This window comes from Ulvibacterium sp., assembly GCF_028285715.1.
Classification (GTDB): domain Bacteria; phylum Bacteroidota; class Bacteroidia; order Flavobacteriales; family Flavobacteriaceae; genus Ulvibacterium.
Genome location: NZ_JANQOO010000017.1, coordinates 806,859 through 830,415 on the forward strand (window position 1 = coordinate 806,859; position 23,557 = coordinate 830,415).

The window sequence follows — 23,557 nt, forward strand, 5'->3', positions numbered from 1 at the left end:
ATCTATTCCTGCTACCAATGAAACAAGGTTCCGTCCTCTAATCTGTTAATAGGTAGAAATGCCTTTTTATAGGGATAATTCCCTGCCTTTTCAAAATCCATATCAACCCCTAGTCCCGGCTCTTCACTGGGGTAGAAATAACCTTCTTCAAACTTGTGTTTAAGGTCAAAAACTTCCATGGTTATGGGGTAGTATCCCATATATTCCTGAATACCAAAATTGTTGATCGCCGTACCAAAATGCAAACAAGCTCCCAAATTGATCGGGGACAAATCGGAAGGCCCGTGACATCCAGTACGGATTCCGTATAATTCGGCTAGATGGGCAATTTTCATCATCGGTGTGAGTCCTCCGCCATGGGCGACCGTCATTCGTATGTAGTCTATAAGCTGTTGGGTAATCAAGTGTTGACAATCGAATATTGTATTGAATATTTCCCCAACGGCCAACGGGGTTGTGGTATGCCGTCTTATCCATTCAAAGTTTTGTTGAAGTTCGGCCGGTACCGTATCCTCCAGCCAAAATAAGTGATGGGGTTCCAATTCCTTGCCCAATCGGGCTGCTTCAATAGACGATAATCTATGATGCGAATCGTGAAGTAGATGGAGGTCCTTGCCGAATTCCTTTCTTACGGTCTGGAAAAGTTCGGGAATGTAGGCAAGGTACTTTTCGGTATTCCAAATTTCTTCATCGGGTTTACCCCCTGTAGTCGCTGGTTCATAGGTTCCTTTGTCTTTGGCAATCCCATATACCTTTTCAAATCCCGGTATCCCGGATTGTATTCGAATCGCCTTAAATCCCTTATTTAAAATATCCGATACTTTCTGAAGGGTTTCGTCCATATCCTTTCCCTGTGCATGGGTATAGGCCAACAACCTGTGTCTACTCTTCCCTCCGAGCAATTTATGGACCGGCACGCCCAAAGCTTTTCCCTTAATGTCCCAAAGTGCCATGTCTACAGCGCCAATGGCCGTCATGTTTACAGCTCCCCTCCGCCAATAAACCCCACGATACAGGTAATGCCAAATATCCTCTGAATCGAAAGGGTCTCGATTAATAATACAAGGTATAATATGCTCTTTCAAATAAGTGGCCACCGCCAACTCCCTACCGTTAAGAGTAGCGTCCCCAAGCCCATAGACACCTTCATCGGTCTCTATTTTTAGGGTTACAAAGTTTCTACCGGGAGAACATACTATAACTTTAGCATCAACAATTTTCATCTGTACGTATTTATTTGCTTTTATTGCCCTCTATGATCATTCGTCAATATGAATGATTTTTAGCCGAGTTCATCAATCTTCAGTTTTGTCAATAAGTACCTTGGTCGGCCTCAGGAGTGATTATGATTTATTTCATATCCGTTGGCCAAAGATATAAGGATTAGTTTATTATTTTATTTCCTTACAAATTCCCTTTCACTGCATCCAGATATAATCTGAAATCCAAAGGTTCTGGATGACTTTGTCGATAGCGGATGGCTTAGGAATACCCCATATTTGGTTTTGTGGATGGCCCTTGGTGCTATCATTTTACATACAACGGTTTGGGAAGTAAATTGGTTCTTTTGTTTATTGTCATTAGTTTTGGAACAATTGCTACAAAATGATTAAACTTTTTATGCCGCCGTATAACCTCCAAATTCATAATACAACTTTGCGCTTTTGTTTTTGTAAAATCTCCATGGTATGTCATCTTCCGCATATTATGTAGGCATAGAAAATCTATCTGTATCTTGCGCTTCAAAATAAAATTTTAATATGAAGACCAACATTTCTATTGCCCTGCTTTTTATAATTTTTCTTGGGTGCAAGGAAAAACCCGGGAAAACCAAACCACAGAGTTCCAAGGCTCAAGTTCAAAAATTCTTACCCTTTAAAACGATAGAACTTGAAAATCTGGATTCCTTTTCCCCAACTGGGGAAAATTGGAAAATTGCAGCTAATGTATATGTGGACAGAAGTATGGAACGTACTATTTCATTTTCTGAAGGAACGGGGGTAATGGTAAACATCCCAAAGGAAGGTTCCATGGAGCATTTGTTCACTAACATTGAGCATGGGGATATGGAACTGGAGGTAGACGTTATGATGCCCGTAAACTCAAATTCAGGTCTTTATTTTCAGGGACGGTACGAAATCCAGCTTTTTGACAGTTGGGGCAAGAAAGACCCCGAACATAGCGATATGGGGGGCATATACCAACGTTGGGACGATACCAGGGAAAAGGGAAAGGAAGGTTTTGAAGGTCATGCCCCCAAAATAAATGCGGCCAAAACTCCCGGCTTATGGCAGCATTTTAAGATTATATTCCATGCCCCGCATTTTGATGCTGCCGGGAATAAAATAAGGAATGCCAAATTCAGTGAAGTATGGCTAAATGGGGTGCTTGTGCACAAAAACGTAGAAGTGACCGGTCCCACCCGCGCTGCAGCCTTTACTGATGAGAAACCCCTGGGACCTCTTATGGTCCAAGGAGATCATGGGCCAGTGGCGCTTAAAAATATGAGGTATAAATTGTATGGCACAAAAAGGGTTTCAATTCAGGAAACGACAATGAAGGAATTTGAAAGTGCAGGCATGGTACTAACCGATATGGACAGCCTTACGGTCATTCGCGAGATTGAAACGGACAGTATTTCCGCTACCATGGCTACTGGCGATCGACCTAAAAAGATCCTAAGCTATACAGGCAAATTAGAAATTCCGGAATCGGGGGATTATCTTTTTGACTATAAGGTGAATAGTGCAGGGGGGCTTTTCATTATAGATGGCGATACGATTGTTGACCTTAATGGGGATTACAACTTGGATTCACTGGGCCTTGGAAAAAAAACGTTGGCGGCCGGCGAAGTTCCCTTTCAACTTATTTATAACAAGCACCGGGCGTGGCGACGGGGCTTTAGTTTAGAGGTAGAGGGGCCAGGCATAGAGAAACACGCATTACATGCCGAGAGCTCACTTAATGTAAACGAAGGTAGGCCTGCGGAGGATATCATGGTTACGGTATCCGATGAAGTGGTGTTGCACCGTAGTTTTTTGATGCATGACGAAATTAAACGCACCCACTGCATTTCAGTTGGCACCCCCCAGGGTGTCCATTATGCCTACGACCTGGCCAGTGGGGCCCTCTTAAAAGTCTGGGATGGAGATTTTATCGATGCCACACAAATGTGGTTTTCGAGAGGTGAAAAACAATTGGGAGTACCTTCCGGTTTTACGGTGTCCTTTCATGGCGACCCCGAATTTACCATCTTGGCGGGAGAAGATTCGATTTGGCCCAAAACTATTTTGGAAACCGAAAACTTTAAGCCCATGGGTTATGAAATAGGGGAAGGGGGCTTCCCGACTTTCGTATATCAAAAAACTAAGGTCGATATTAGGGACCGAATGGTTCCCTTGGAAGATAGGAGAGCTTTGAAGCGGATCATTGAAATTTCAGGCGAAACCGATATCTGGCATAAGATCGCAGAAGGCGAATCCATAGTAAATTTGCCAGACGGTAGCTATATCATAAATAATGAGAGCTATTTTATAACCGTTCCGTCCAATTTTGGCCTAAAACCAATTGTCCGTAATGTGAATGGGAAAGAAGAACTGCTTTTAAAGATTCCGGCAGGCCAGAACAAAGTTGAATACACCATTATTTGGTAAAAACGCAAGCAATGAAGAAGTACCGAAACCAACAAGTCTTAACGATGTTCGCCCTTGCATTATCCTTGTTTGGATCTTTTGCCCAGACCTCGGATAGGGCAAAAAGGGAAGCTGAATATTACAAAATTGTCGATGTTCCCATACCAGATGATGTTGTTCTTGAAGTAGGTGGACTGGCCCTTACCGGCGAGGATAAATTAGGGGTTTCCACCAGAAGGGGTGAGGTTTGGTTAATAGACAGGCCCTATTCCAAGAATCCAGTTTACCACAAATATGCACATGGCCTGCATGAGCCCCTAGGTCTGGCATATCGCGATAATGGTTTCTATCTGACACAAAGGGGGGAGTTGACGCGATTGGAGGACAAAAACAACGACGACAAGGCCGATGTCTATAAAACCATTTACTCCTGGCCTTTATCGGGCAATTATCATGACTATTCCTATGGCCCCAAATTTCTGGATAATGGAGATATGCTCGTGACCCTCAATTTGGCCTGGATAGGTCATGGGGCCAGTCTTTCCAAATGGAGAGGTTGGTTGTTACAAATTTCCCCTGAGGGGGAGATGACTCCCATAGCAACCGGATTGCGTTCTCCATCGGGATTTGAGATCAACGATTCGGGAGATATATTCTATACCGAAAACCAAGGTGATTGGGTGGGATCTGGACGGATGACCCATTTGGAGAAGGGGGATTTCGCCGGTAATCCCGAAGGTCTGGTGTGGACAGGAGAAGCAGATTCCCCGTTAAAATTAAAGATGGAGGATATTGAACGGGAATCGGGTATGAGCCTCTATGAATATTCCAAAAAAGTACCCGAATTAAAGGCCCCTGCTATTTGGTTCCCGCATACCATCTTGGGTATTTCCACTTCCGATATATTGTACGATACCACAGGGGGAAAATTTGGGCCTTTTGAAGGACAGATCTTTGTAGGTGATCAAGGTCACAGTAAAATTATGCGTGTTTATATGGAGAAGGTTAATGGAGTTTATCAAGGAGCGGCTTTCAATTTTGTTGAGGGATTTTCTTCCGGGATTTTGAGAATGATCTGGGGCAGCGACCAAAGTGTGCTGGTTGGAATGACAAGCAGGGGATGGGCCTCAACAGGAAAGGAGATGTTCGGTTTACAAAGGCTGGTATGGACCGGTAAGACTCCATTTGAGATAAAGACCATGAAAGCTTTGGACGATGGTTTTGAACTTGGTTTTACCAAACCGCTGAATACATCCATTGCCTCCGATCCAGAAAACTACCAGATTACTAGCTTCGACTATAAATACCACTACAAATATGGTAGTCCAATAGTCAATCAGAAAAAAGGGATTGTCAGAAAAGCCGAGGTTTTGGAAAATGGTCAGTCCGTAAAACTCACCGTGGATGGTATGCGATTGGGTTTTATCCACCAATTAAAAGCCCCAGGTCTAAGGTCTACCTCAGGGGAAAGACTATTGCATGATACCGGATATTACACGTTGAACGAAGTTCCCGGGGGAGCGTTAAAATCACAGCCAGTTGGGACTACTTCTGATGCGGCCCAGGCCATCCTTCAAGAAAGGCGAGTAAACGAGATGCCTTTGACATGGATGGACGGCCCAGATCGGCAAATAACCATTGGCACCATACCGGGACTAAAATTTGATATTGAGGAACTGGTACTTGAACCTGGCCAAAAGATTGAGCTGACATTCAATAATAGTGATGATATGCTGCATAACCTCGTTGTTGTCCAAAAAGGGGATGCTGTCGATAAAGTTGCCGGTATGGCCCTTAAATTAGGACTGGATGGTGCAGACCTCAACTATGTGCCTGATTCCGACTTGGTCATTGTACATACCGGAATCCTACAGCCAGACACCTCTGAAAAAATTTATTTTGAAGCCCCAAAAGATATAGGAGAATACTGGATTGTCTGTACGTTTCCTGGGCATGCGACATCCATGCGAATCAAATTAGTTGTTAAGAAGAGTGTCTGAGGCATTATTCCAGAATGTTAACGGGATAATGGGATACTATTAAAACGGATAGCGACCTTTCTTGCGCAAGGTTTAAATGTCGGGTAAATCCATCGGATACCATTGTATAGATAATAATATTTTTTGATTTTCTATTTGCATCAGTGCTAAATAACCGTTTGGGGCATCCCTTCCAAAGAATCTATATAGCGTCAAAGGAAGCTTTGAATACATCAAATCCAAGCTTTGTTCAATTTAGATCACAGTTTAAAGACTATACTTCTCGCCGCAAGGGAAAAAAGGCATGATAAATGGGGCGCATAGGGAGAGGCGGCCATTCCGGTAAGCCAGCAAAAAAATGTTGTTCCAGTACCGGATATCTCCTGCTTCAAATATGTTTTTCAAGAAGAGGCTGTATTATCAATATTGTAATACCCTCCTTTGTTTTCCTTCCTTTTTAAGGATTGACCGATTGTTAAATGGGCTACATTGACCATATTTCTTAACTCACAAAGTGTGGTGGTCACTTTTGAGCTTTTATAAAGTTCCTCCACTTCCTTGTAGATTAAATCCAGATGTAGGATAGCCTTCGCTAAACGATCGTTGCTTCGAACGATACCCACATAATCACGCATTAAGGCCTGTAACTTCTTAAGATTGTGGAGAATTAGGATATGTTCCTTAGGAATGCGGGTTCCGTCATCGTTCCATTCCGGAATAGCCACATTCACGGAATCGGTAGGATTTGCAACCTGATACTTGTAGATGTTGTGCGCATACACCAGGGCCTCCAACAAAGAATTGGAAGCCAGCCGGTTGGCACCGTGCAATCCTGTTCTGGAGCACTCGCCACAAGCAAACAAATGGTTTATGGAAGTTCTTCCGGTCTTATCAACCACAATACCCCCACAGAGGTAATGGGAAGCAGGAACCACCGGAATCCAATCTGTCTCAATAGCAATATGATTCGCCAGACACTCCTTATAAATTGTCGGGAAATGCCTTTTGAACTGGTCGATATCCAGATGGGTACAATCTAAAAAAACACAAGTATCCCCGGATTTTTTTAATTCCTGATCTATACTTTGTGATACAATATCCCGTGAAGCCAATTCAGCCCTTGCATCATAATCAGGCATAAACCTATGCCCATTTTTATTACGTAATACGGCTCCAAATCCCCGAACGGCCTCAGAAATTAAAAATGATGGACCTTCTTTGGTAGTAAAAAGGGCCGTAGGATGAAATTGTACAAATTCCATGTCCCTGATCTCCGCCTTGGCCCTATATGCCATGGCGATACCGTCACCAGTGGCGATTACGGGATTGGTAGTATGACCATACACATGACCAATACCGCCTGTAGCCAATAATGTACTATCCGCCTTGATGGTAATGATCTTCCCTGTCCTTTCGTTTAGAACATAGGCTCCATAGCATGACACTTGCTTTGATTTCGGGACCTTAAGATGGTGCTCCGTAACCAGGTCTATGGCAAAATGATAGGGCAACATGGAAACATTTGGCAATCTTCTTAGATTTTCCAGCAATGCGCGCTCCACTTCGTGTCCGGTAATGTCCTTATGATGAACTACCCTATGTTCCGAATGGCCACCTTCCTTGCCTAGCTCCAATTTTCCGGAAGCATCAATATCAAAATTGGCACCCCATGCCATCAATTCCTTGAGTCGTTTTGGACCTTTTTTTACCACCATTTTCACTACATCCCGATCACAAAGTCCATCTCCGGCTACTAGGGTATCCTTAATATGTTTTTTAAAAGAGTCCTCCTCTAGATCCAGTACTACGGCAACACCTCCTTGAGCATATTTTGTGTTGGATTCTTCCTCATCGGCCTTTGTGACTATTGTAACTGTCTTATCCGGAAGTGCCTTGGCAATTTTTGAAGCAAAGGTAAGTCCTGCTACCCCTGAGCCAATAACGAGAAAATTCGTCCGTATCATCTTACTTTGATAGTTCCAACATCCTTTCTATGGGCAATAGTGCAGACTGTGCCAAGGCTTTTGGAATATTGATTTGAGGGGATTCGTTAAGCAAACAATCATATAATTTTTGCATAGTGTTCACTTTCATATAAGCACATTCACTACAGGCACAGGTATTATCTTCCTGTGCGGGAGCAGGAATAAGTTCCGTATTGGGCACCTCCTTCTGCATTTTGTGCAATATACCAGCTTCCGTAGCTACAATAAACTTCTCCTGGGGGTGCTCTTTTACATAGTTGATCATTCCGGCCGTAGAACCAATGTAGGTGGCAACATCCAAGATGTGCTTTTCGGATTCCGGGTGGGCTATGATGACCGATTCTGGGTTTGCCTTATGCAAATCCAACAGTTTTTCTATGGAAAAAGCTTCATGTACAACACAGGAACCGTCCCAAAGCAAGAGATTCCGACCTGTTTTTTGACTGATAAACCTGCCTAAATTTTTATCTGGAGCAAAGATAATGGGTCTATCCTCTGGAACCGACTCTACGATTTTCAAAGCGTTGGAAGAAGTACAGACAATATCGCTCATCGCCTTGATTTCCGCCGAGCAGTTGATATAGGTAATCACCAAGTGATCCGGATGGGCGGCCGTAAATTCACGAAATGCATCCGGTGGACAGGATTCGGCCAAGGAGCAACCCGCATCAAGGTCGGGAAGCAGCACCATCTTGGACGGATTCAAGATTTTGGCCGTTTCCGCCATGAAATGCACCCCGGCAAATACGATAATGGATGCATCCGTTTCCGCAGCTTTTTGGGAAAGCCCTAAACTATCGCCAACGTAATCGGCAATTTCCTGTATTTCCGGCCGTTGGTAATAGTGCGCCAACACAATGGCCTTTTTGCTTTTTTTTAATTCCAGGATTTGGTTCGCCAAACTCATATTCTTCGGTTCCAAATTTTTTGGGAGCAAATGTATTTTAAATGAACTCCTTAAGATATGATTTTCGTCACAATGTACAACAAAACTTAGACTATTGCCTTGAGACGAACCGATTCGGCCTTGAGGTTTGATTTTTCCAATGTTTACAAAGAATCGTGATACTCCTAGTCACTTTTGCAAAAGCTGAACTTCGTTTTCGAAATATCTTAGGGCAAGCAGTACTTCTAAAAGCAGAAATGCGGCATATGCATCCTTCCAAAGTTTAACTTTTCTTTGCCATTGTCGTGCCAATGCAGGCTTAAAAGTCTCTGTTGTGCTTTGTTCCTGCCAGCAACGAAACGCCAATTGACGTGTGGGGGCGTACTATAGAATTCGTCTTCCAGATTTATTTATTGGGCATAGACTCAATTAAAATTATTAGGCCAAGGAGGGAAGCAAATGAATTATTGCCTCATTCCACTTGACTATTGTTTGGGAATGATGCCAACAACAAAATTGAAAATAATAGTGCCTTTATTCTTTTGTTTTGGACATGTAGCACAATGGATTATGTAAAATACGTTTTAAAGCTTTTTACACACCCTTGTATATTGTATTCTATTCAACAATTTTTTTTACGATTTCAAATATTTTCCTGTTTAGAGCCACTTCATGACCTTGATTTTTAAGAGTAACAAAATGGGTTTTCTTATTATTCATTTCTAATGCTCTGACAAATTTACGGGCAATATCTATCGGGACAATCTTGTCATGATCACCATGTACTACCGCTATTTGTGTTGAGTCATCCATATTTTTAACTTCTTCTATTGGCGAGAGGCTATTTACCTCTATATCCCAAACTGGAGCATCAGGTTGTAATTCCTTCATATATTTTCGCCATAGATGAAGATCGCATGGACAAGAGACAAGTACAGCATTGGAATAAGTGCCAGAATACCGAGCGAGCAAGTTTGCTGATATAGCACCCCCGCCTGAATGCCCAACCAAAACTACTTTTGAAGGATTGTATTCCTTTTCCAGCCCAATAGTTAGGTTATGTATTGACTCAAGAACTTCTAATGTATAGTTATCTCCTGTCGCTTCTCCCCGTTCTCCTTCTGAACGATTGCCCTTATTGTCGGTGTATCCTGGTCTTAGAATTCCCACGGCAACAACATTAGTATTCTCTTCGGCTATTTTTTTTGCGATAAGATACTGATAGGATGGATTATTGAATGGTGCATCTCCATGTAACACCAAGACCATTACCGGGTCATTTAATACTCCTGGACTGAAATAGGGAATATGAAATAATTCGGATGGTTTTGAATCATTGGAATTCCAATAATTGGGGTTGTTACCATGGGTAGGGACAAAGGAAATACAAATAAAAGTGAAGCCTATCAAAAAAATGAGGTTTGTACTTTTTTTTAGATTCATAGTGTCAATTTATATTCAATGGGGGTACAATGTATTCGAATAAAGAGTGTTCCTGCCAGTCCCGCAAGCCGAAATGTTTTTAGAATCGTGTTATGAGTTTTTTTGCCTTTTCAGAATTTTAACGATCCTACCATTTATGATTTCTGACAAGTTCCAATTGTACAGTTTAGGATCAGTTGTGCTGTAGAACGCTATAACCACTGCATCAAGTTCTTTGTAATATTTTGCAAAACTCTGGTAACCGGGAACCCAACCGCCGTGTTCATATTCATAAATGGAAGCGTATATTTCCTGTTCTCCCGGTTTAAACAATGATCCATCATTCAGTGCCCGAAGAAAAGTGCCCACATCTTCTGCCGTGGCGTGCATGCCATAGTCGTTTTCCTTTAAATCAAGGGGATATCCTACATGATAGCCGCTCATTACATTGTCTATATTTACTTCGCTCAGCGCACTAAAGGTGTTGTTGAGATGTAATGGAGTCAAAACCTCTTCTTGTATGAATTGAAAGTTGCCATAACCTAGGACATCATCCATTATCTTATTGATTAAAAGATAATTTGTATTACAATATTCATAGTCCTCACCAGGTTCAAAGTTGGCCGGCTGGTCTAGAATTAAGGCAAGACTTTCCTCATAGGTCTCGGTTGGTGCCGCCCAAAAATTCGGAGCGTCCGTAAAATTGGGAATGCCACTTCTATGCTGTATCATCAACCTCAGGGTAATTTTCTCCGCATTTTCGATTTTTCCCACAAGTTCCGGTAAATAATTGGCCAGGGTTTTATCCAAGGAGAGTCTTCCATCACTTACCAACTTGGTAACGGCCACAGCATCATATAGCTTGCTAATACTGGCAATCTTAAACAATGCGTGTGGATCGGCAGGTATCTCGGATTCCCGATTATGCCAACCGGAGGCCAAATGCTGAGGTGGCTGACCGGCTTGATCTACATAAACGATCATTCCTTCAAATCCATGACCAATGGCCTCATCCAATTGTTCCTGAACCGTATCCGGTAGTGGCAGTATCCATGCCTTTACCAAAAGCCACGGCACAAAGAACAGGGAGATTGCCGTGCCCAGGAACAACACTATTCTGAATATTTGTTTGGTTCTCTTCTTTTTCATTTTATCCACGGACTATTCATTGAATTGTTTATAAAGGCCTCGGCTATGCGTAGATGCAATAGTTTTTATTATTCCTGTTTCTTTGGTCTTGTAAATCTGTCCCTAAAGTTAAAAGCCCTTTCTGTAACGCCATTTAATTGTAAAAACTCAAGTCTCTCCATAGCGTCCTCAATTGACGGGTATCTTCCTTCCTCAATCCACCATAGTGCAAAATATGCTTTTCCATATTTATGAAACCATTCTTTTCTTCTTTTCAAAAAGTCTGTGTGAAATGTCTTATATGTGAAATTTTCCAATGACTCAATATCTTTCCAAACTGAAATATTGATAATCACTTGTTCATCATTGAAGGGGTTAAAGTTCGAGGCATTATTTGATTCGTCTTTTAATCTCCAAATAAATCCAGCACTATTTTCGGCCAATTCATTTACGTTGTCCAAATTATCAACAAACTCCTGCATAATCGGATCTTCAATATTAACTCCGATCATTCTAGCCACGTTTATTTGTGCTAATTGATATTTCATTGAATTATTTCAAATTGTTGCCAACCAATGGATATATGGATAATTTCATACAACCTTCTAATTTGGCTTAAATCTAATACTTTTTAGTATTCATTGCGATATGCGTTGTACTACCTCCGTTCCTGATCTTATGAAAATATTGGAAGCAAACGCTATGGCAAAAATACCATTGAAGGCGCCCGTATATAAAACATAAGCAAATGATTGTCCTCCCTTGCAGTTCAGGTTTGAGAGTCGTTGAATTGACTGACTAAAGATTACGGACATTTTTAAATGACAGATACTACTTTCTAAAATCGCCATCAACATGATTCCGCAATTAAATATCTAAAAGTCCTTTCGTCTTGATTTTACGGCCAATCGCCAAATGGGAAGTAGCGTCCAAAGTAACAGCACAAGAAGGGAAACCAAAAGGCCAAAGTCCGTTCCAAAGAATTTTTTGAAGACCGCCCCGGTATAGCCCAGAAGTGCTGAAATATCCAATTTCAAAAGGATGAGTGTCCTGGACAGATCAATAGGATTACACATTGTGGCCACCAAGGAGAATGTATCCAACGGATATTCCTCAAACACAATAAGGGACAGTAAAAAAAGTCCGTCGTAAATAACCGCCAAAAACAGCCAAAGTAAGACCGCATACCCAAAACCTTTTATCCTGTTTTCATTGGAAAGTGCAATATTGAAGGCCAATGCCGTAAATATGAATGTCAAAAAGGCCCCGGTTATCAGCAAAAGTGCAAAATTGAAAATAGCTTCACTTCTAAAAAGCCCGTAGAGGACAAAGGGAATCCCGAGGCCTAGGAACAAGCTTAGCGTTAAGGAGCCCGCAACACCAAAATACTGCCCCAGAAAGATGGTGGAACGCCGCAAGGGTTGTGCCAACAACAATTCGGTAAATTCCTTGGAATTGTAAAAATACATCACCCCAAAAATGGTCCCGATCAAGGGCACCAACACAATGATAACGTTCATTAGGGTGATAACTGCTTTGGAAAGGTCATTGTTAAGAAAGAGCAGTACAAAGCCCAGGGCCAAGTAAAAAAGAAAATATACATAGCTCCAGCGGCTCCGCATCAAATCATAAAAACTGTATTTTAAAATTTTAAGCATCCGTGGTCTGCATTGCTATGGCCGCTATGGCATGTTCAACATCAACTTGATCGGTCTTTTGTTTCAGTTCTTCTATAGTGCCCTTAAAATAGACCTGGCCTTCCAATAAATACACAATCTGGTCAGCAACTTCCTCCACAAATTGCATGATGTGCGAGGTTATCAATAGGGTTTTGCCTTTTTCCCTTTCTTCCCGTATCAATTTCTTTAACTGAATCAATGATCCAGGATCCAAACCCGTGGTAGGTTCGTCCAAAATCATCAAAGGACTGTCGAACATAAAGGTGAGCAGGATGTTCACCTTTTGCTTGGTACCCCCTGATAGCGTTCCCAGCTTTTTGTCTAAAAAAGGCTCCAGTCCAAATAAACCGATCAACCGGTCCTCCTCACTGGGCTTTTGCCGTAGATCCTTTATCATTCGTATCAATTCCCCAACTTTAATATTACTCGGAAAATTGGCTATCTGTGGCAAATAATCAATTTCCTTGCGGTACCTCCAATGGTTTTTGATATTGGTATCCAGTACATTTATGGTTCCGGCATTGGGGATTACCATTCCCAAAATACTTTTGATAAGCGTAGTTTTTCCCGATCCATTGGGGCCCAGGATTGCATAAATGCCCCCGCTCTTAATGCTCAATTCCACTCCGGAGAGCACTTGATTCTTTCCAAATCGTTTATGTAGATTTTTGATGTGAATCATTCTGTTTTTTGCATCAAAGGACTGGAATCCATTAAATTATCCGGTGTGAAGACCGGAGAAACCTTTTCCGAAAAATCAATTATGTCCATAAAAAGACTGCGCAAGAGTACGATGGTCTCCGGTGTTCTATTTACAATATACGAGAATAGTTTTACCGGTCTGTAAGGTGCATCACCAATGCCATTTTTGTCCAAATCGTAACCCGTATAACTACTCCAATAATTCTCCTTGAATATATTGTCGTTTACTTTGCTATTGTAGGAAATATCAAAGGAATTGTATAAAAAGTTGTTATTCTTAAACGTATTGGTGTAACAGGCGCCCCTTACTTTTATGGCCCATCCGTTGTTGATGAAATCATTCCGGGTATAATCGATCCTATTGGACCCTTCTATATTAATGCCAATCGTATTTTCTTCAAAGGTGTTCCCGACAATCTCGGCATCATTAATCTCTTTGAGCAGCATCCCGAAGGAGGCCGTACCCCAATTTTTACGGAAGGTATTGTTGCGCATCCTGATATTTTTGGAAAACATCACGGCCACTCCTGCCCCATTGTTCTCAAATGTGTTGTTGGTATAGGTGTCGTCATTGGAGAACATAAAATGAAGCCCATACCGTATGTTATCGGAACTGATGTTGTTGTTGATCGTAACTTGGTCGGAAAACTCAAGATAGATACCATCACGGGTACCTTGTACAATGTTCCGGTCTACCTCAACGTGGTGTGAGTACCACAATTGGATGCCATTTCCCGAGTTATATTCGTCTACGGCATCGCCAATGATTTTGTTATGGTATACCTTGCCATTATTGGCCTTCTCCAAATAAATACCAAAAAAAAGCTTTTCAAGCACCAAATGCTTAATTAGAAAATTTTCACTTTTCACTACGCGAACAGCGGCATAATCCGTGGTATAGCTTGTTCCAACATTTATGATAAAAAGGCCTTCCACGGTTACGTTGTCCGAAACAATGGTAATAATCTCTCCCATATCCTCCCCATCGATTACAGGATAATCCTCCCCAAGAAGGGTCAAGGGTTTGTCTATAACAATGTTGTATTCGTTGTAGGTTCCTTTTTTGATCAAAAGGGTATCGTACTCCATGGCCGAAGCTATGCCTTGCTTAATGGAAGATACATCGCAGGTAGGGCAGATGGTAATGGTTCTCCCCATCAAAAATTGACCCCCTCCAATCAAGATGAGAAAAAACAAAAGCTTACTATATGATAACGTGTGCTTCATAATTGTCCTCCACTTCTAGCACTATATCCCGTCAAAACACAAAGAGCGGTATTTTGGGTTACCGCCAGGACGGGTATCGCCGGCAATTTTAAATGCCTTTTGGGAATCAAGAAAAACCGGGAATGTACGGCCCGGGCAAACACCAAATGGCCTTCGACCCAAATTCTAGCAGCAACTATATGGACGAAAGTAATGACTTTAAGGAACATCTTAACGGATTATCAGAAATTTGGAATTTTCGTTTGCCTTTACCCAGTGTGGCGTTTCACGGGGGAAGGAAAAATACTCCTGTTCCGTTAAGTGAAAGGTATTCTGATCGATGTGAAAATCAACATCACCTTTCAAAATCACCAGTAAGGCATCCGAGGGAGACGTGTGTTCCGGAAAAATTGTACCGCCTTCCAGACTAATGCTTAATACTTCCACAGCATTATTTTTGGAAAGCCTTTGTATCTGCAGTTTGTGGTAAGGTTGTGTTTTGATATCTTCTCTGATTTCATACATACCTTATGGCTTAAAACGGTTCAACAATTCATCCCAAGTATACAAATCACCACCATTGCCTTCATGGGCACTTTTTGCTTTAGCTTCATCACCAAAGGCAGTCAGGAATTCTCCCATTGGGCTTGGTATGCCCGGACTAATTAGGTAAGTAGCTTGTTTAGCGTCAATCAATTCTCCCGGTTCGGAATAATCATTTACAAGAAACAAGGCTACCGTTTCCTGATCCACTTCCTTTTGATGGTTCATCATACACTCCACCGCGTCAAACTTAAAGACCTTTCCTTTTTTTGTAACCATCTGGGCAGCGTGCTGCCGATCGACTATGGTCATACTACAGTAGTGACATCCGTCAGAACCGTATGCAATGGGTTTGGGCTTTACTGTACAGCCAACAGACCACAATGCCAGAACACCAAAAAGAAGCCCACGTAATCGCATAACTATGTTTTTACGGTTTGTTTCTCTTTTTTCCCAAAATAATAGGCGACCAGTCCCAAAGCAATTCCTCCACCCAAACAATAGGCACCCAATTGGGGATAGGAATGTGCCGTAAAATTCAAAATATCCTTAGAACCAAAGAAGGGTGGTTGGAATCCCATTACGGAACCATCCGGATTGGTGAACTTCATAATGGCCTTGGGGTCAAGGTTATGGCCATAATCGTACTCCCATAGGTAAAAATCGATCAAGCCTGCCGTACTTACGAGGACCATCATAATGAACCAGTAGAGGAACCACTTATGGTTCGCTCTCCATGCAATGATTAGACCGATAACCGTAGTGATTAGTATCCCTATCGGGAATATTTTGAACTCTGGAATGGCATCCGGTATGTATTTCATTCCCACGTAGTGGTTCATTAAATTAATGTTCTTGATATCATGCGGATTGGCGTCGGCAAAATCGTTTATGTAGATATACATACCCAGAGGCGTAGGATATTGTGGGGCTTCCAGGGTAATTTTCCAAAGCGGAAACACAAAAAGGAGCAAAGGCAATAAAGCGGCCAAAACCATGATAATACGTGATTTTTTCATTTCTATAATTCTTTTTAACCGGTTAAAAAATGGGCCGGCCCTAGGGCCGGCCCTGCCTTAAGTTTGAAAAACTAATCGTAAAGGGTTATACATCATTCTCCCAAGGACCATGAAAGGTCAATGTTGGAGTTAGCCGGGGATACCCTTACATACCCCTGCATTTCTTGGTGCAAGGCAGAACAGAAATCCGTACAATAGAACGGCCATACGCCCGGTTGTTTGGGCTCCCATACAAAAGTTTCGGTCTGTCCGGGCATAATCAACAATTCGGAGGTATTCGCACCTATTATACTTACGCCATGAGGCACATCATAATCTTGCTCCAGGTTGGTCACATGGAAATATACCTTGTCCCCCAACTTAATTCCTTCAATGTTGTCCGGATTAAAGTGACTTCGAATCATGGACATGTAAATATGAACTTCCTTACCATTGCGTTCTACCCTAACATCAGCATCGGAAGTAATGCCGTATTTATGTTTGTTCGACTTCAAATCGAAGATTTTTTTGGACCGTGCCTTTACGATATCCGCTGCAATACCCGCAGCATAGTGAGGCTCTCCAACCGTTGGGAAATCCAATAAAAGTTCCATTTTCTCACCAGAAATGTCATAGAGTTGTGCCGATTGTGTCACTTCAGGCCCAGTAGGCAAATATCTGTCCTTGGTAATCTTGTTCATGGCCACCACATATTTTCCAAAGGGTTTTCTTGAATTACCGCCAGGAATCATTAAGTGCCCCACGGAATAGAAACAAGGTTGTCTATCCACTACTTCCCAAGTACCCAATCTCCATTTAACCACTTCCGAGGAAATAAAGAAGGTGGTATAGGCATTACCTTGACCGTCAAATTCGGTATGCAATGGCCCAAGACCGGGCTGGCTTACGGTACCGGCCAAAACGTCCTCGAACTTAAGGATGGGTATGCCATAGGCGTCACCATCATATTTCTTTCCTTCTATGGCCTCTAGCATTTTGGTAAAGGAATGCACGGTCAAGTCAGCGGATAGTTTGCCATTACCTACAATATATTCGCCCGTGGGATCTACATCACAACCGTGGGGTGATTTGGGCGTTGGTAAGAAGAAAACGGCACCAGGAACATCCGTTGGATTTATGACCAATACTTCTTTTTTCATCGTGGAAGTAGCCGTATGCGTTTCTTCATCATATACATTATGGGCATAGTTGGATGGCATTTTTGTGCCTCCACCATTATTGATATACTCCTCTATCATTTTCCAGTTTACCGCGGCAATAAAATCCTTGTCGTTCTGTGAAGCGTTAACCTCCAATAAGGTACTGGCCTCCTCGGAATTATAGGTAGTAAAGAAGAACCATCCATGGGATTTACCACGTCCCGGATGCGATAGGTCATAATCGAAGCCCGGCATCATTAATTGGAACTTGATGTCCATACCCCCATCTTCAGGGTCAACGCTAATAAAGGTAAGCGCTCCTTTAAAGTTTCCCTTGTATTCACTGATAGGCATATCCCTTTGGGGTACCGGAACCGAAAACCGGGTTCCTGCCACTACATATTCCGTGTTCTCCGTTACAAAAGCGGAACTGTGGTTACCCGCACTATTGGGAATCTCTATAATCTCCGTTGTTTCAAAAACGGAAAGGTCTACCTTGGCTATTCGAGGCGTGTTGTTTCCGTTGATAAAAACGTAACGGCCGTCCAGTTCCCCATTGGTCTGGGAAATATCCGGGTGGTGGGAATCGTCCCAAGGTATAAATCCATGGGAGGTATTGAGCATGGGCTTGGTTTCTTCATTGTAGCCCCACGCCTTCTCGGCATCTTGGGAGAAAACAGGAATTACTTTAAAAAGTCTTCCCGAAGGTAAACCATAGACGGATAACTGTCCGCTAAAACCTCCGGATATAAAAGCGTAAAACTCATCGTGTTCCCCAGGGGCGACATAGACCTTTTCAGCAGCGTTGGAAGTCAGTGCACCACTGTTTCCCTTCTTTTGGTCCCCACAGCTATTGAAGACCATGGCGAGTCCAAACAATATCAGCATTGGATACGTAAACTTTCTCATTGTTGTTGTTTTATGTTATTCTGATTTTTAGATTATTCATCGGCTGGTGGAAGAATTACCTTATCCACTACGTGTACTATGCCGTTCCCGGCAGGAATACTGGCTACGATTTTTGCACCACCCACGTAAACATCATCTCCCTTAACCTCCACAGTGGTGTTTTGATTATTGGCCTGCCCCAGTTTTTTAAACTTCTTTAGAAAGTCCTTGCTATATTTTCCCGGAGTTACATGATGTTTCAAAATATTGGCCAATGCATTTTTATTCTCAGGTTTTAGCAAATCTTCCACAGTACCTGGGGGAAGTGCATCAAAAGCCGCATTGGTAGGGGCAAACACCATCAATGGTCCGGCATTGACCAAGGCATTTTCCAAGTCAGCTGCCTGCACAGCTGCTACCAGGGTGGTATGATCAGGAGACCCAACAGCAATGTTAAGCACATTGGGCGTGGACTCATCATCGGTAATAAAGGCCTGACCCTTTTTTTCCACCTTCCCGCTTTCGGCCTTTTCAGCTTGGGAAGTCATTGTTTCGGTTTTGGTGCCGTCTTTACAGCTGAATAAAAAAAACAGCATACAAAAACAGGCAACCAACAATTTGAAGTTGATAGTTGCTTTCATTATGAATCTACTTTAAGGTTCTAAAATATTCCAGTATAGCCCTCGCCTGTTCTTCCGAAAGGCTTTGATTGGCCATAGGTGACCCATTGAACTCTACAAGTAGGTCTTTAGCCAAGGGGTCTTCCTTCACCATCACCTCCGGATTAAGAATCATATTCATAACCCATTCCGGGGTTCTTTTTTCCAATATTCCATTGGGTGCCGGACCGATGAACTTCTTCCCTACCCGGTGACATGCCATACACATTTGGTTGAATACTTCTTCTCCTTGAGCGGCCATGGCCTGGTCAATTTCTGCGTCCAATGTTATAGAATCAATAGGACCTACCCCTTTGGAAGTCAAATCTATCCGCTCCGAAGCCTTGACTTGATTTGTAGCAGGGGGCTCTACTTGTTTCTCGGTGGTGGCTTTTTTCCGCTCAATACTAAAACCATCTTGTTTCTTCTCTTCCTTTCCGCCACAACCTAAAAGTATTAGGACAAAAAGTAGCACGAAACCATTACTAAGCTTTCCAGTTTTCATAGTTGTCTTTTTCCGGTTATGGGGCAAAAATAAAGGAGGTAAAAAGTTTAAAATATGATATTAATCATATTTAAGATAAAAAAGTCTTTTATTCTGTATATTTGTAAAAATCCCGACAAAAATGCTATCGAACTCCTCAAAATATGCGCTGAAGGCCGTGCTCTATTTAGCGGTGCATTCCAGTGTGGAAAACAAAATATTGGCCAAGGATATCACCAAGCCCATAAACGTTCCGCGCGCCTATATAGCCAAGATTCTTCAGGAACTTTCCAGACATCAAATAGTTTCGTCCACACGTGGTCCTAAAGGGGGCTTCTATCTTAACGAGGAAAATAGAAAAACACGGCTAATCGATATTATCAGTTTAATAGATGGTGATAATAGATTAACTTCCTGTGTATTGAGCCTGCACAAATGTGATTATGAAAATCCTTGTCCCATGCACCATCTTGTGGACGATACCAAGGCCAGTTTTGTTGAAAAATTGAGGCAGACTTCCGTGGAAGATCTTATATTGGACATTAAGTTGGGAAAATCGTTTTTGCCCATTTAGAAACTAAGAAAAAGACCCCCTTTTTTAAGGGAGTCTTTTCAAGCAAAACAACTACAACCAAAAGTATCATTAAAATTCTATCTCAAAGAACAGACTACTGGATTCGTTTTCTTCGGTAATATCTTCTCCTTTCAGTACTTCACCGCCATCATTCAGCAGTTTTAGGTTAATCTTCCAATAGCCCGTCATGGTCAATGACAATTTTCCGTTGTACATTTTTGACGCCGAATCATAGGTCAAATCTTCATTATTGGGAGAACTGTGGTTCCCCATACCGGGCATACGGGGATCAATCGTTATCCTATAATCCTCAACAGCGGGAAAGGTCATCATGTTCTCCATTTTAAAGAGTACGGCCGAAAAATCATTTACCGCTACCTCTGGCTTCATAGGCATCATGGCCAACACATATCGAGTTTCATCCGTTCCCGTAAAAACACTTACTCTTTTCTTACCATCTGCCGGTGATTTAACCTCTATACGTTCAGTGGCATTATACGTTTGTCCGGCAATCGTATATTCCAGGTTAAGCTCCCAATATTCCTCCGTGTTGCCAGGCATTTGAAAAATGCTAAATCCTGTATACACAGAGGCGTTCTCTGTCTTGGTCACTTCAGATTTAGGACAGGAATGCATCATTTCCGTCATGTGCATCACGGGGTTCCATGAAATTGCGGCATTGGATATGTAACTATCACTTGCCTCATCCTTAATACGAATGAACAATTCATTATACCCGATTGTAAATTGCTCTTGTTCGGAATATAGTTCAATGCTATGGTTGTTGGCCTTCACAGCACTTAGCATCGTATATTCCGCGAGTGGATTCTCCTCCACAATGGGCATGGGATCATCCGAGTCACTAGTACAGGAAATAAAACTTACGGTTAGTAAGAAAGTTGCTGCTAGATATTTTATTGTTTTCATAATTAGCGTTTTAATTGTTTTTAATTTATGGCATAGGAAACGGTCATAAAAAAGTTGCGCCCCATACGGGGAATGTTGTTCCAGTCGGTATAGGTAGAATAGAATTCATCAAAAATGTTCTCCACTCCCGCTTTAACATAAACATCATCGTCATGTATGGAAAACGATTTCCCCAACGATAAAGAGAATACCGTATAGGCGTCCGTTCGGTCTTCACCAAATTCCGGATTGAAATTCACCTGATCCGCCGCACCGCGCATGGTCAATGAACCCGAAAACTTGTCCTGGGTGTATTGCAACATGGAAGAATACGTAAAAGGACTTATAAAGGGCAGATTACGCCCGTCTTGATCGGTTCCCCGGTGATAGGAAACCAACCCGGTCCAAGTAAATTCGGGGGTAATTTGATACTTGGTATCCAAGGAGATATTATACAAATTGGCATATTCCAGATTTTCGTAGACCTTTACCCCTTCTGCGCCAATGGTCATTACACTTAAGGCAGGATTTACCTCTCCTACTATAAAGTCCATGGTGTGGAAGTAGTTTCCTTCCAAACTAAATTTCAGTTTTTCGATAGGCACCGATAGTTTTGTGTTCACCTCAATGGCCTTTTCGTTTCTTAAATCGGGGTCGCCAACATAATCGTGATTGTCAAAACTATTGAACAGGTAAAATCCAAAACCTTCAGAAACGGATGGAGCCCTATCTCCATAAGAGAGCCCACCGTCCAAATGCATCGATTTCAGTTTTTTATGGTACCGCACCGAAAAGCTTTTTAGGAAACGGGTCTGCCTTTGGGCCATTTCAGGATAGAAAATCCGGAGGCTGTTCAGTCCCAGTTCATCCGCCACATTAAAACCTTGTACAGCCAATCTGGTGGATAGCTTCAGGGAACTCCCCTCAAAGTCGATTACGTCTTCTGCATAAAAACCATTGTTCAGGGTACGAACATCGGGCCAGGTAAGCATAAACATTTCACGCTCATTGGGATTGTTCGGATACATAGTCATTTCAGCCAATGAACGATTATAAAACCCATCCAGTTTCAACAGAAATTGGTGGTTATCCCGTTTTAGGGTGGCTTGGGAAAAATATCCATACGTATCGCTCCACCCAGGCATGTCCATACGAATGGGGACATCGGGCCTTTGGCTATCATCCATAATATGGGTAATGGAATTGGCATATACCTTGGTCTCCCAGTCTTCAAAATTACCAATGAAGTCTGTTTGTACCCAACTGACGGAACCTATAAAGGCTCGGGCCAAAGAAACATCCATGGGCAAAGCCGGGTATCCAACATCCCGAGCTTCATCAAAAATAAAACTGGCCAATAGTTTCTGGTCTTCAGAAACCTTGTAGCCCGAATTAACGGAGAGGTTGTACTTTTCAAATTGGGAAAAGGCTACCTCCTCACCACCTCCGGCAACGTAGTTCTCGGCCTTACGATAGATAATGTCCGTATCTATATAGAACCGTTCGTCCGAATAGTTAAGTTCCCCACCAAAAATCTGTGAGGCATTGTTAGTTTCCCCACCAGTTTCTATGGAACCTACCCATCCATCCGATTTAAAATTGCTTTTTTCCACACGCAGATCGATTGCACCTCCCAAAGTCGCCCCGTGTTCTGCTCCTTGTTGACCACAGGCTACGTGTATATCGGATAGATTGGAAACATCGACGTAAGAGGTTATGGGATCCATTCTATCCGTGCAGGCCCCAAAAATGCGCATTCCGTCAATAGTTATGGATAGGCGTTCCGTGGTCATATCGTTCAGCACCGGCTCCCAAGCATACGCTCCCCTCTTTATCATGTTTACTTTTTTGGAGGACTCCAGATACTGATCCAACGTGGAGAGTGGTTTATGGTGGGCATTGTGCTCCAACGTTCTTTTGTACGAAGAAATTACAATCACCTCATTTAAGTCGATGGGTAGTATAGAATCCTTAACCATGACCAAAGTTGGCTCTTGGGACATGCCTTGCCAACGAAATACTAGGGTGAACAGCACCACAAGCAACACGGCTTTGCTTTTTAGACCTGTAGCCCAAAGGCGGCTCGGCCTATTTTTCAATATGGTTTTCATCTGTTGTGATTTGGACTAATACAAAGGTTTAAGGGTACGAGCCTTGTGGATGAATTTTCCATCCATTACAAATACTCTTACAGCCAATCGAATTAGGCCAACTCCGGTGGTTGGGAGATATCGGAAGTGAAAATGCTTGATCGAAGAACCTCAACAAATGTGGATTTCACCGTTAAGGGCTGTGAGAGAAATAGATGTAAGTCCATTTTTTTCAAGGACTGGAAAAAAACAAGATGCTGAATCTCCGCAATATTCTGTTCCTCCCCGAAAGGATTGCTTTTGTTTTGTTCAGCCTCCTTGGCCAATTGTTGGGAGAGGTAGCATTTTCCATCGCATCTCAATTGTGGCTTGTCCTTATTCTTACAGAGGACATTTACGATGTAATCATAGTTCATAACATACTCTGCAATGGGCCAGAGCGGCTTCACGAGCATGAGCATGGCTACAAAAAGGATTACATAGCTTTTCATAGGCACAAATCTAGGCCCCTACCACAAGGGAAAACATGATAAAAATCATATTTAGGATAAAGAGGTCTTTTATTTGCCGCAACTAAAAATGCTTTGGAGCGCAACAACAAAAAACGTAACTTCCATCGCCATTACAACTAAATTC

General features: G+C 42.3%; 21 protein-coding genes. 3 read left to right on the forward strand and 18 right to left on the reverse strand.

Annotation, left to right across the window (positions count from 1 at the left end; translation table 11 throughout):
* Nucleotides 1–11 precede the first annotated feature (11 nt).
* Entirely contained in the window at nucleotides 12–1,223 is a 1,212-nt protein-coding gene (gene manD / locus Q0993_RS10585; protein WP_299532662.1) for a D-mannonate dehydratase ManD, read from the reverse strand.
* A 537-nt stretch (nucleotides 1,224–1,760) separates the two neighbouring features.
* Here manD and Q0993_RS10590 point away from each other — a divergent pair.
* Together Q0993_RS10590 and Q0993_RS10595 are read left to right on the forward strand one after the other, a co-directional pair.
* On the forward strand, nucleotides 1,761–3,653 hold the full coding sequence (locus tag Q0993_RS10590; protein ID WP_299532664.1) for a family 16 glycoside hydrolase: 1,893 nt from the start codon (nucleotides 1,761–1,763) through the stop codon (nucleotides 3,651–3,653).
* 11 nt (nucleotides 3,654–3,664) lie between these two features.
* On the forward strand, nucleotides 3,665–5,632 hold the full coding sequence (locus Q0993_RS10595; RefSeq protein WP_299532666.1) for a sulfocyanin-like copper-binding protein: 1,968 nt from the start codon (nucleotides 3,665–3,667) through the stop codon (nucleotides 5,630–5,632).
* 380 nt (nucleotides 5,633–6,012) lie between these two features.
* Here the strand turns inward: Q0993_RS10595 and nadB are convergent, their stop codons facing one another.
* The 14 genes from nadB to Q0993_RS10665 form a co-directional block, all read right to left on the reverse strand.
* On the reverse strand, nucleotides 6,013–7,575 hold the full coding sequence (gene nadB / locus Q0993_RS10600; RefSeq protein ID WP_299532668.1) for an L-aspartate oxidase: 1,563 nt from the start codon (nucleotides 7,573–7,575) through the stop codon (nucleotides 6,013–6,015).
* A 1-nt stretch (nucleotide 7,576) separates the two neighbouring features.
* A complete protein-coding gene (gene nadA, locus Q0993_RS10605; protein WP_299532670.1) occupies nucleotides 7,577–8,503 on the reverse strand; it encodes a quinolinate synthase NadA in 927 nt (308 codons plus the stop codon).
* 597 nt (nucleotides 8,504–9,100) lie between these two features.
* Nucleotides 9,101–9,925 carry an alpha/beta fold hydrolase gene (locus tag Q0993_RS10610; RefSeq protein ID WP_299532672.1) on the reverse strand — a complete coding sequence of 275 codons (825 nt, stop codon included), beginning with the start codon at nucleotides 9,923–9,925 and terminating at the stop codon, nucleotides 9,101–9,103.
* A gap of 90 nt (nucleotides 9,926–10,015) precedes the next feature.
* Nucleotides 10,016–11,053, reverse strand: coding sequence for a serine hydrolase (locus Q0993_RS10615; RefSeq protein WP_299532674.1), 1,038 nt, complete (start codon nucleotides 11,051–11,053; stop codon nucleotides 10,016–10,018).
* A gap of 68 nt (nucleotides 11,054–11,121) precedes the next feature.
* Nucleotides 11,122–11,580: a DUF3291 domain-containing protein gene (locus tag Q0993_RS10620; RefSeq protein ID WP_299532677.1), complete on the reverse strand. Its 459-nt coding sequence runs from the start codon at nucleotides 11,578–11,580 to the stop codon at nucleotides 11,122–11,124.
* Nucleotides 11,581–11,907: 327 nt separating this feature from the next.
* Nucleotides 11,908–12,690, reverse strand: coding sequence for an ABC transporter permease (locus Q0993_RS10625; protein ID WP_299532680.1), 783 nt, complete (start codon nucleotides 12,688–12,690; stop codon nucleotides 11,908–11,910).
* Nucleotides 12,683–13,393 carry an ABC transporter ATP-binding protein gene (locus Q0993_RS10630; RefSeq protein ID WP_299532683.1) on the reverse strand — a complete coding sequence of 237 codons (711 nt, stop codon included), beginning with the start codon at nucleotides 13,391–13,393 and terminating at the stop codon, nucleotides 12,683–12,685. Before Q0993_RS10630 ends, Q0993_RS10625 begins: the two co-directional genes overlap by 8 nt.
* Complete coding sequence (locus Q0993_RS10635) at nucleotides 13,390–14,571, reverse strand: nitrous oxide reductase family maturation protein NosD (RefSeq protein ID WP_299532853.1); 1,182 nt, start codon at nucleotides 14,569–14,571, stop codon at nucleotides 13,390–13,392. Before Q0993_RS10635 ends, Q0993_RS10630 begins: the two co-directional genes overlap by 4 nt.
* A gap of 279 nt (nucleotides 14,572–14,850) precedes the next feature.
* Nucleotides 14,851–15,144: a cupin domain-containing protein gene (locus Q0993_RS10640; protein WP_299532685.1), complete on the reverse strand. Its 294-nt coding sequence runs from the start codon at nucleotides 15,142–15,144 to the stop codon at nucleotides 14,851–14,853.
* Between the two features lie 3 nt (nucleotides 15,145–15,147).
* Nucleotides 15,148–15,582: a nitrous oxide reductase accessory protein NosL gene (locus Q0993_RS10645; protein WP_299532688.1), complete on the reverse strand. Its 435-nt coding sequence runs from the start codon at nucleotides 15,580–15,582 to the stop codon at nucleotides 15,148–15,150.
* Between the two features lie 2 nt (nucleotides 15,583–15,584).
* Nucleotides 15,585–16,181, reverse strand: a complete 597-nt coding sequence (locus Q0993_RS10650) for a hypothetical protein (protein ID WP_299532691.1) — start codon at nucleotides 16,179–16,181, stop codon at nucleotides 15,585–15,587.
* A gap of 92 nt (nucleotides 16,182–16,273) precedes the next feature.
* Entirely contained in the window at nucleotides 16,274–18,229 is a 1,956-nt protein-coding gene (gene nosZ / locus Q0993_RS10655; protein WP_299532692.1) for a Sec-dependent nitrous-oxide reductase, read from the reverse strand.
* Between the two features lie 32 nt (nucleotides 18,230–18,261).
* Nucleotides 18,262–18,756, reverse strand: coding sequence for a fasciclin domain-containing protein (locus Q0993_RS10660; RefSeq protein WP_299532694.1), 495 nt, complete (start codon nucleotides 18,754–18,756; stop codon nucleotides 18,262–18,264).
* A 100-nt stretch (nucleotides 18,757–18,856) separates the two neighbouring features.
* Nucleotides 18,857–19,372, reverse strand: coding sequence for a cytochrome c (locus tag Q0993_RS10665; protein WP_299532696.1), 516 nt, complete (start codon nucleotides 19,370–19,372; stop codon nucleotides 18,857–18,859).
* A gap of 121 nt (nucleotides 19,373–19,493) precedes the next feature.
* Here Q0993_RS10665 and Q0993_RS10670 point away from each other — a divergent pair, with 121 nt between their 5' ends.
* Nucleotides 19,494–19,925, forward strand: coding sequence for an Rrf2 family transcriptional regulator (locus tag Q0993_RS10670; RefSeq protein WP_299532698.1), 432 nt, complete (start codon nucleotides 19,494–19,496; stop codon nucleotides 19,923–19,925).
* 69 nt (nucleotides 19,926–19,994) lie between these two features.
* Here Q0993_RS10670 and Q0993_RS10675 read toward each other — a convergent pair whose 3' ends face one another.
* The 3 genes from Q0993_RS10675 to Q0993_RS10685 all read right to left on the reverse strand — a co-directional run bounded on the left by Q0993_RS10675 (nucleotide 19,995) and on the right by Q0993_RS10685 (nucleotide 23,412).
* Nucleotides 19,995–20,852 (reverse strand): hypothetical protein, encoded by an 858-nt coding sequence (locus Q0993_RS10675; RefSeq protein WP_299532701.1) that lies wholly within the window; start codon nucleotides 20,850–20,852, stop codon nucleotides 19,995–19,997.
* Nucleotides 20,853–20,872: 20 nt separating this feature from the next.
* Nucleotides 20,873–22,942, reverse strand: coding sequence for a TonB-dependent receptor (locus Q0993_RS10680; protein WP_299532703.1), 2,070 nt, complete (start codon nucleotides 22,940–22,942; stop codon nucleotides 20,873–20,875).
* A 92-nt stretch (nucleotides 22,943–23,034) separates the two neighbouring features.
* Nucleotides 23,035–23,412, reverse strand: coding sequence for a hypothetical protein (locus Q0993_RS10685; protein ID WP_299532705.1), 378 nt, complete (start codon nucleotides 23,410–23,412; stop codon nucleotides 23,035–23,037).
* Nucleotides 23,413–23,557: the final 145 nt, after the last annotated feature.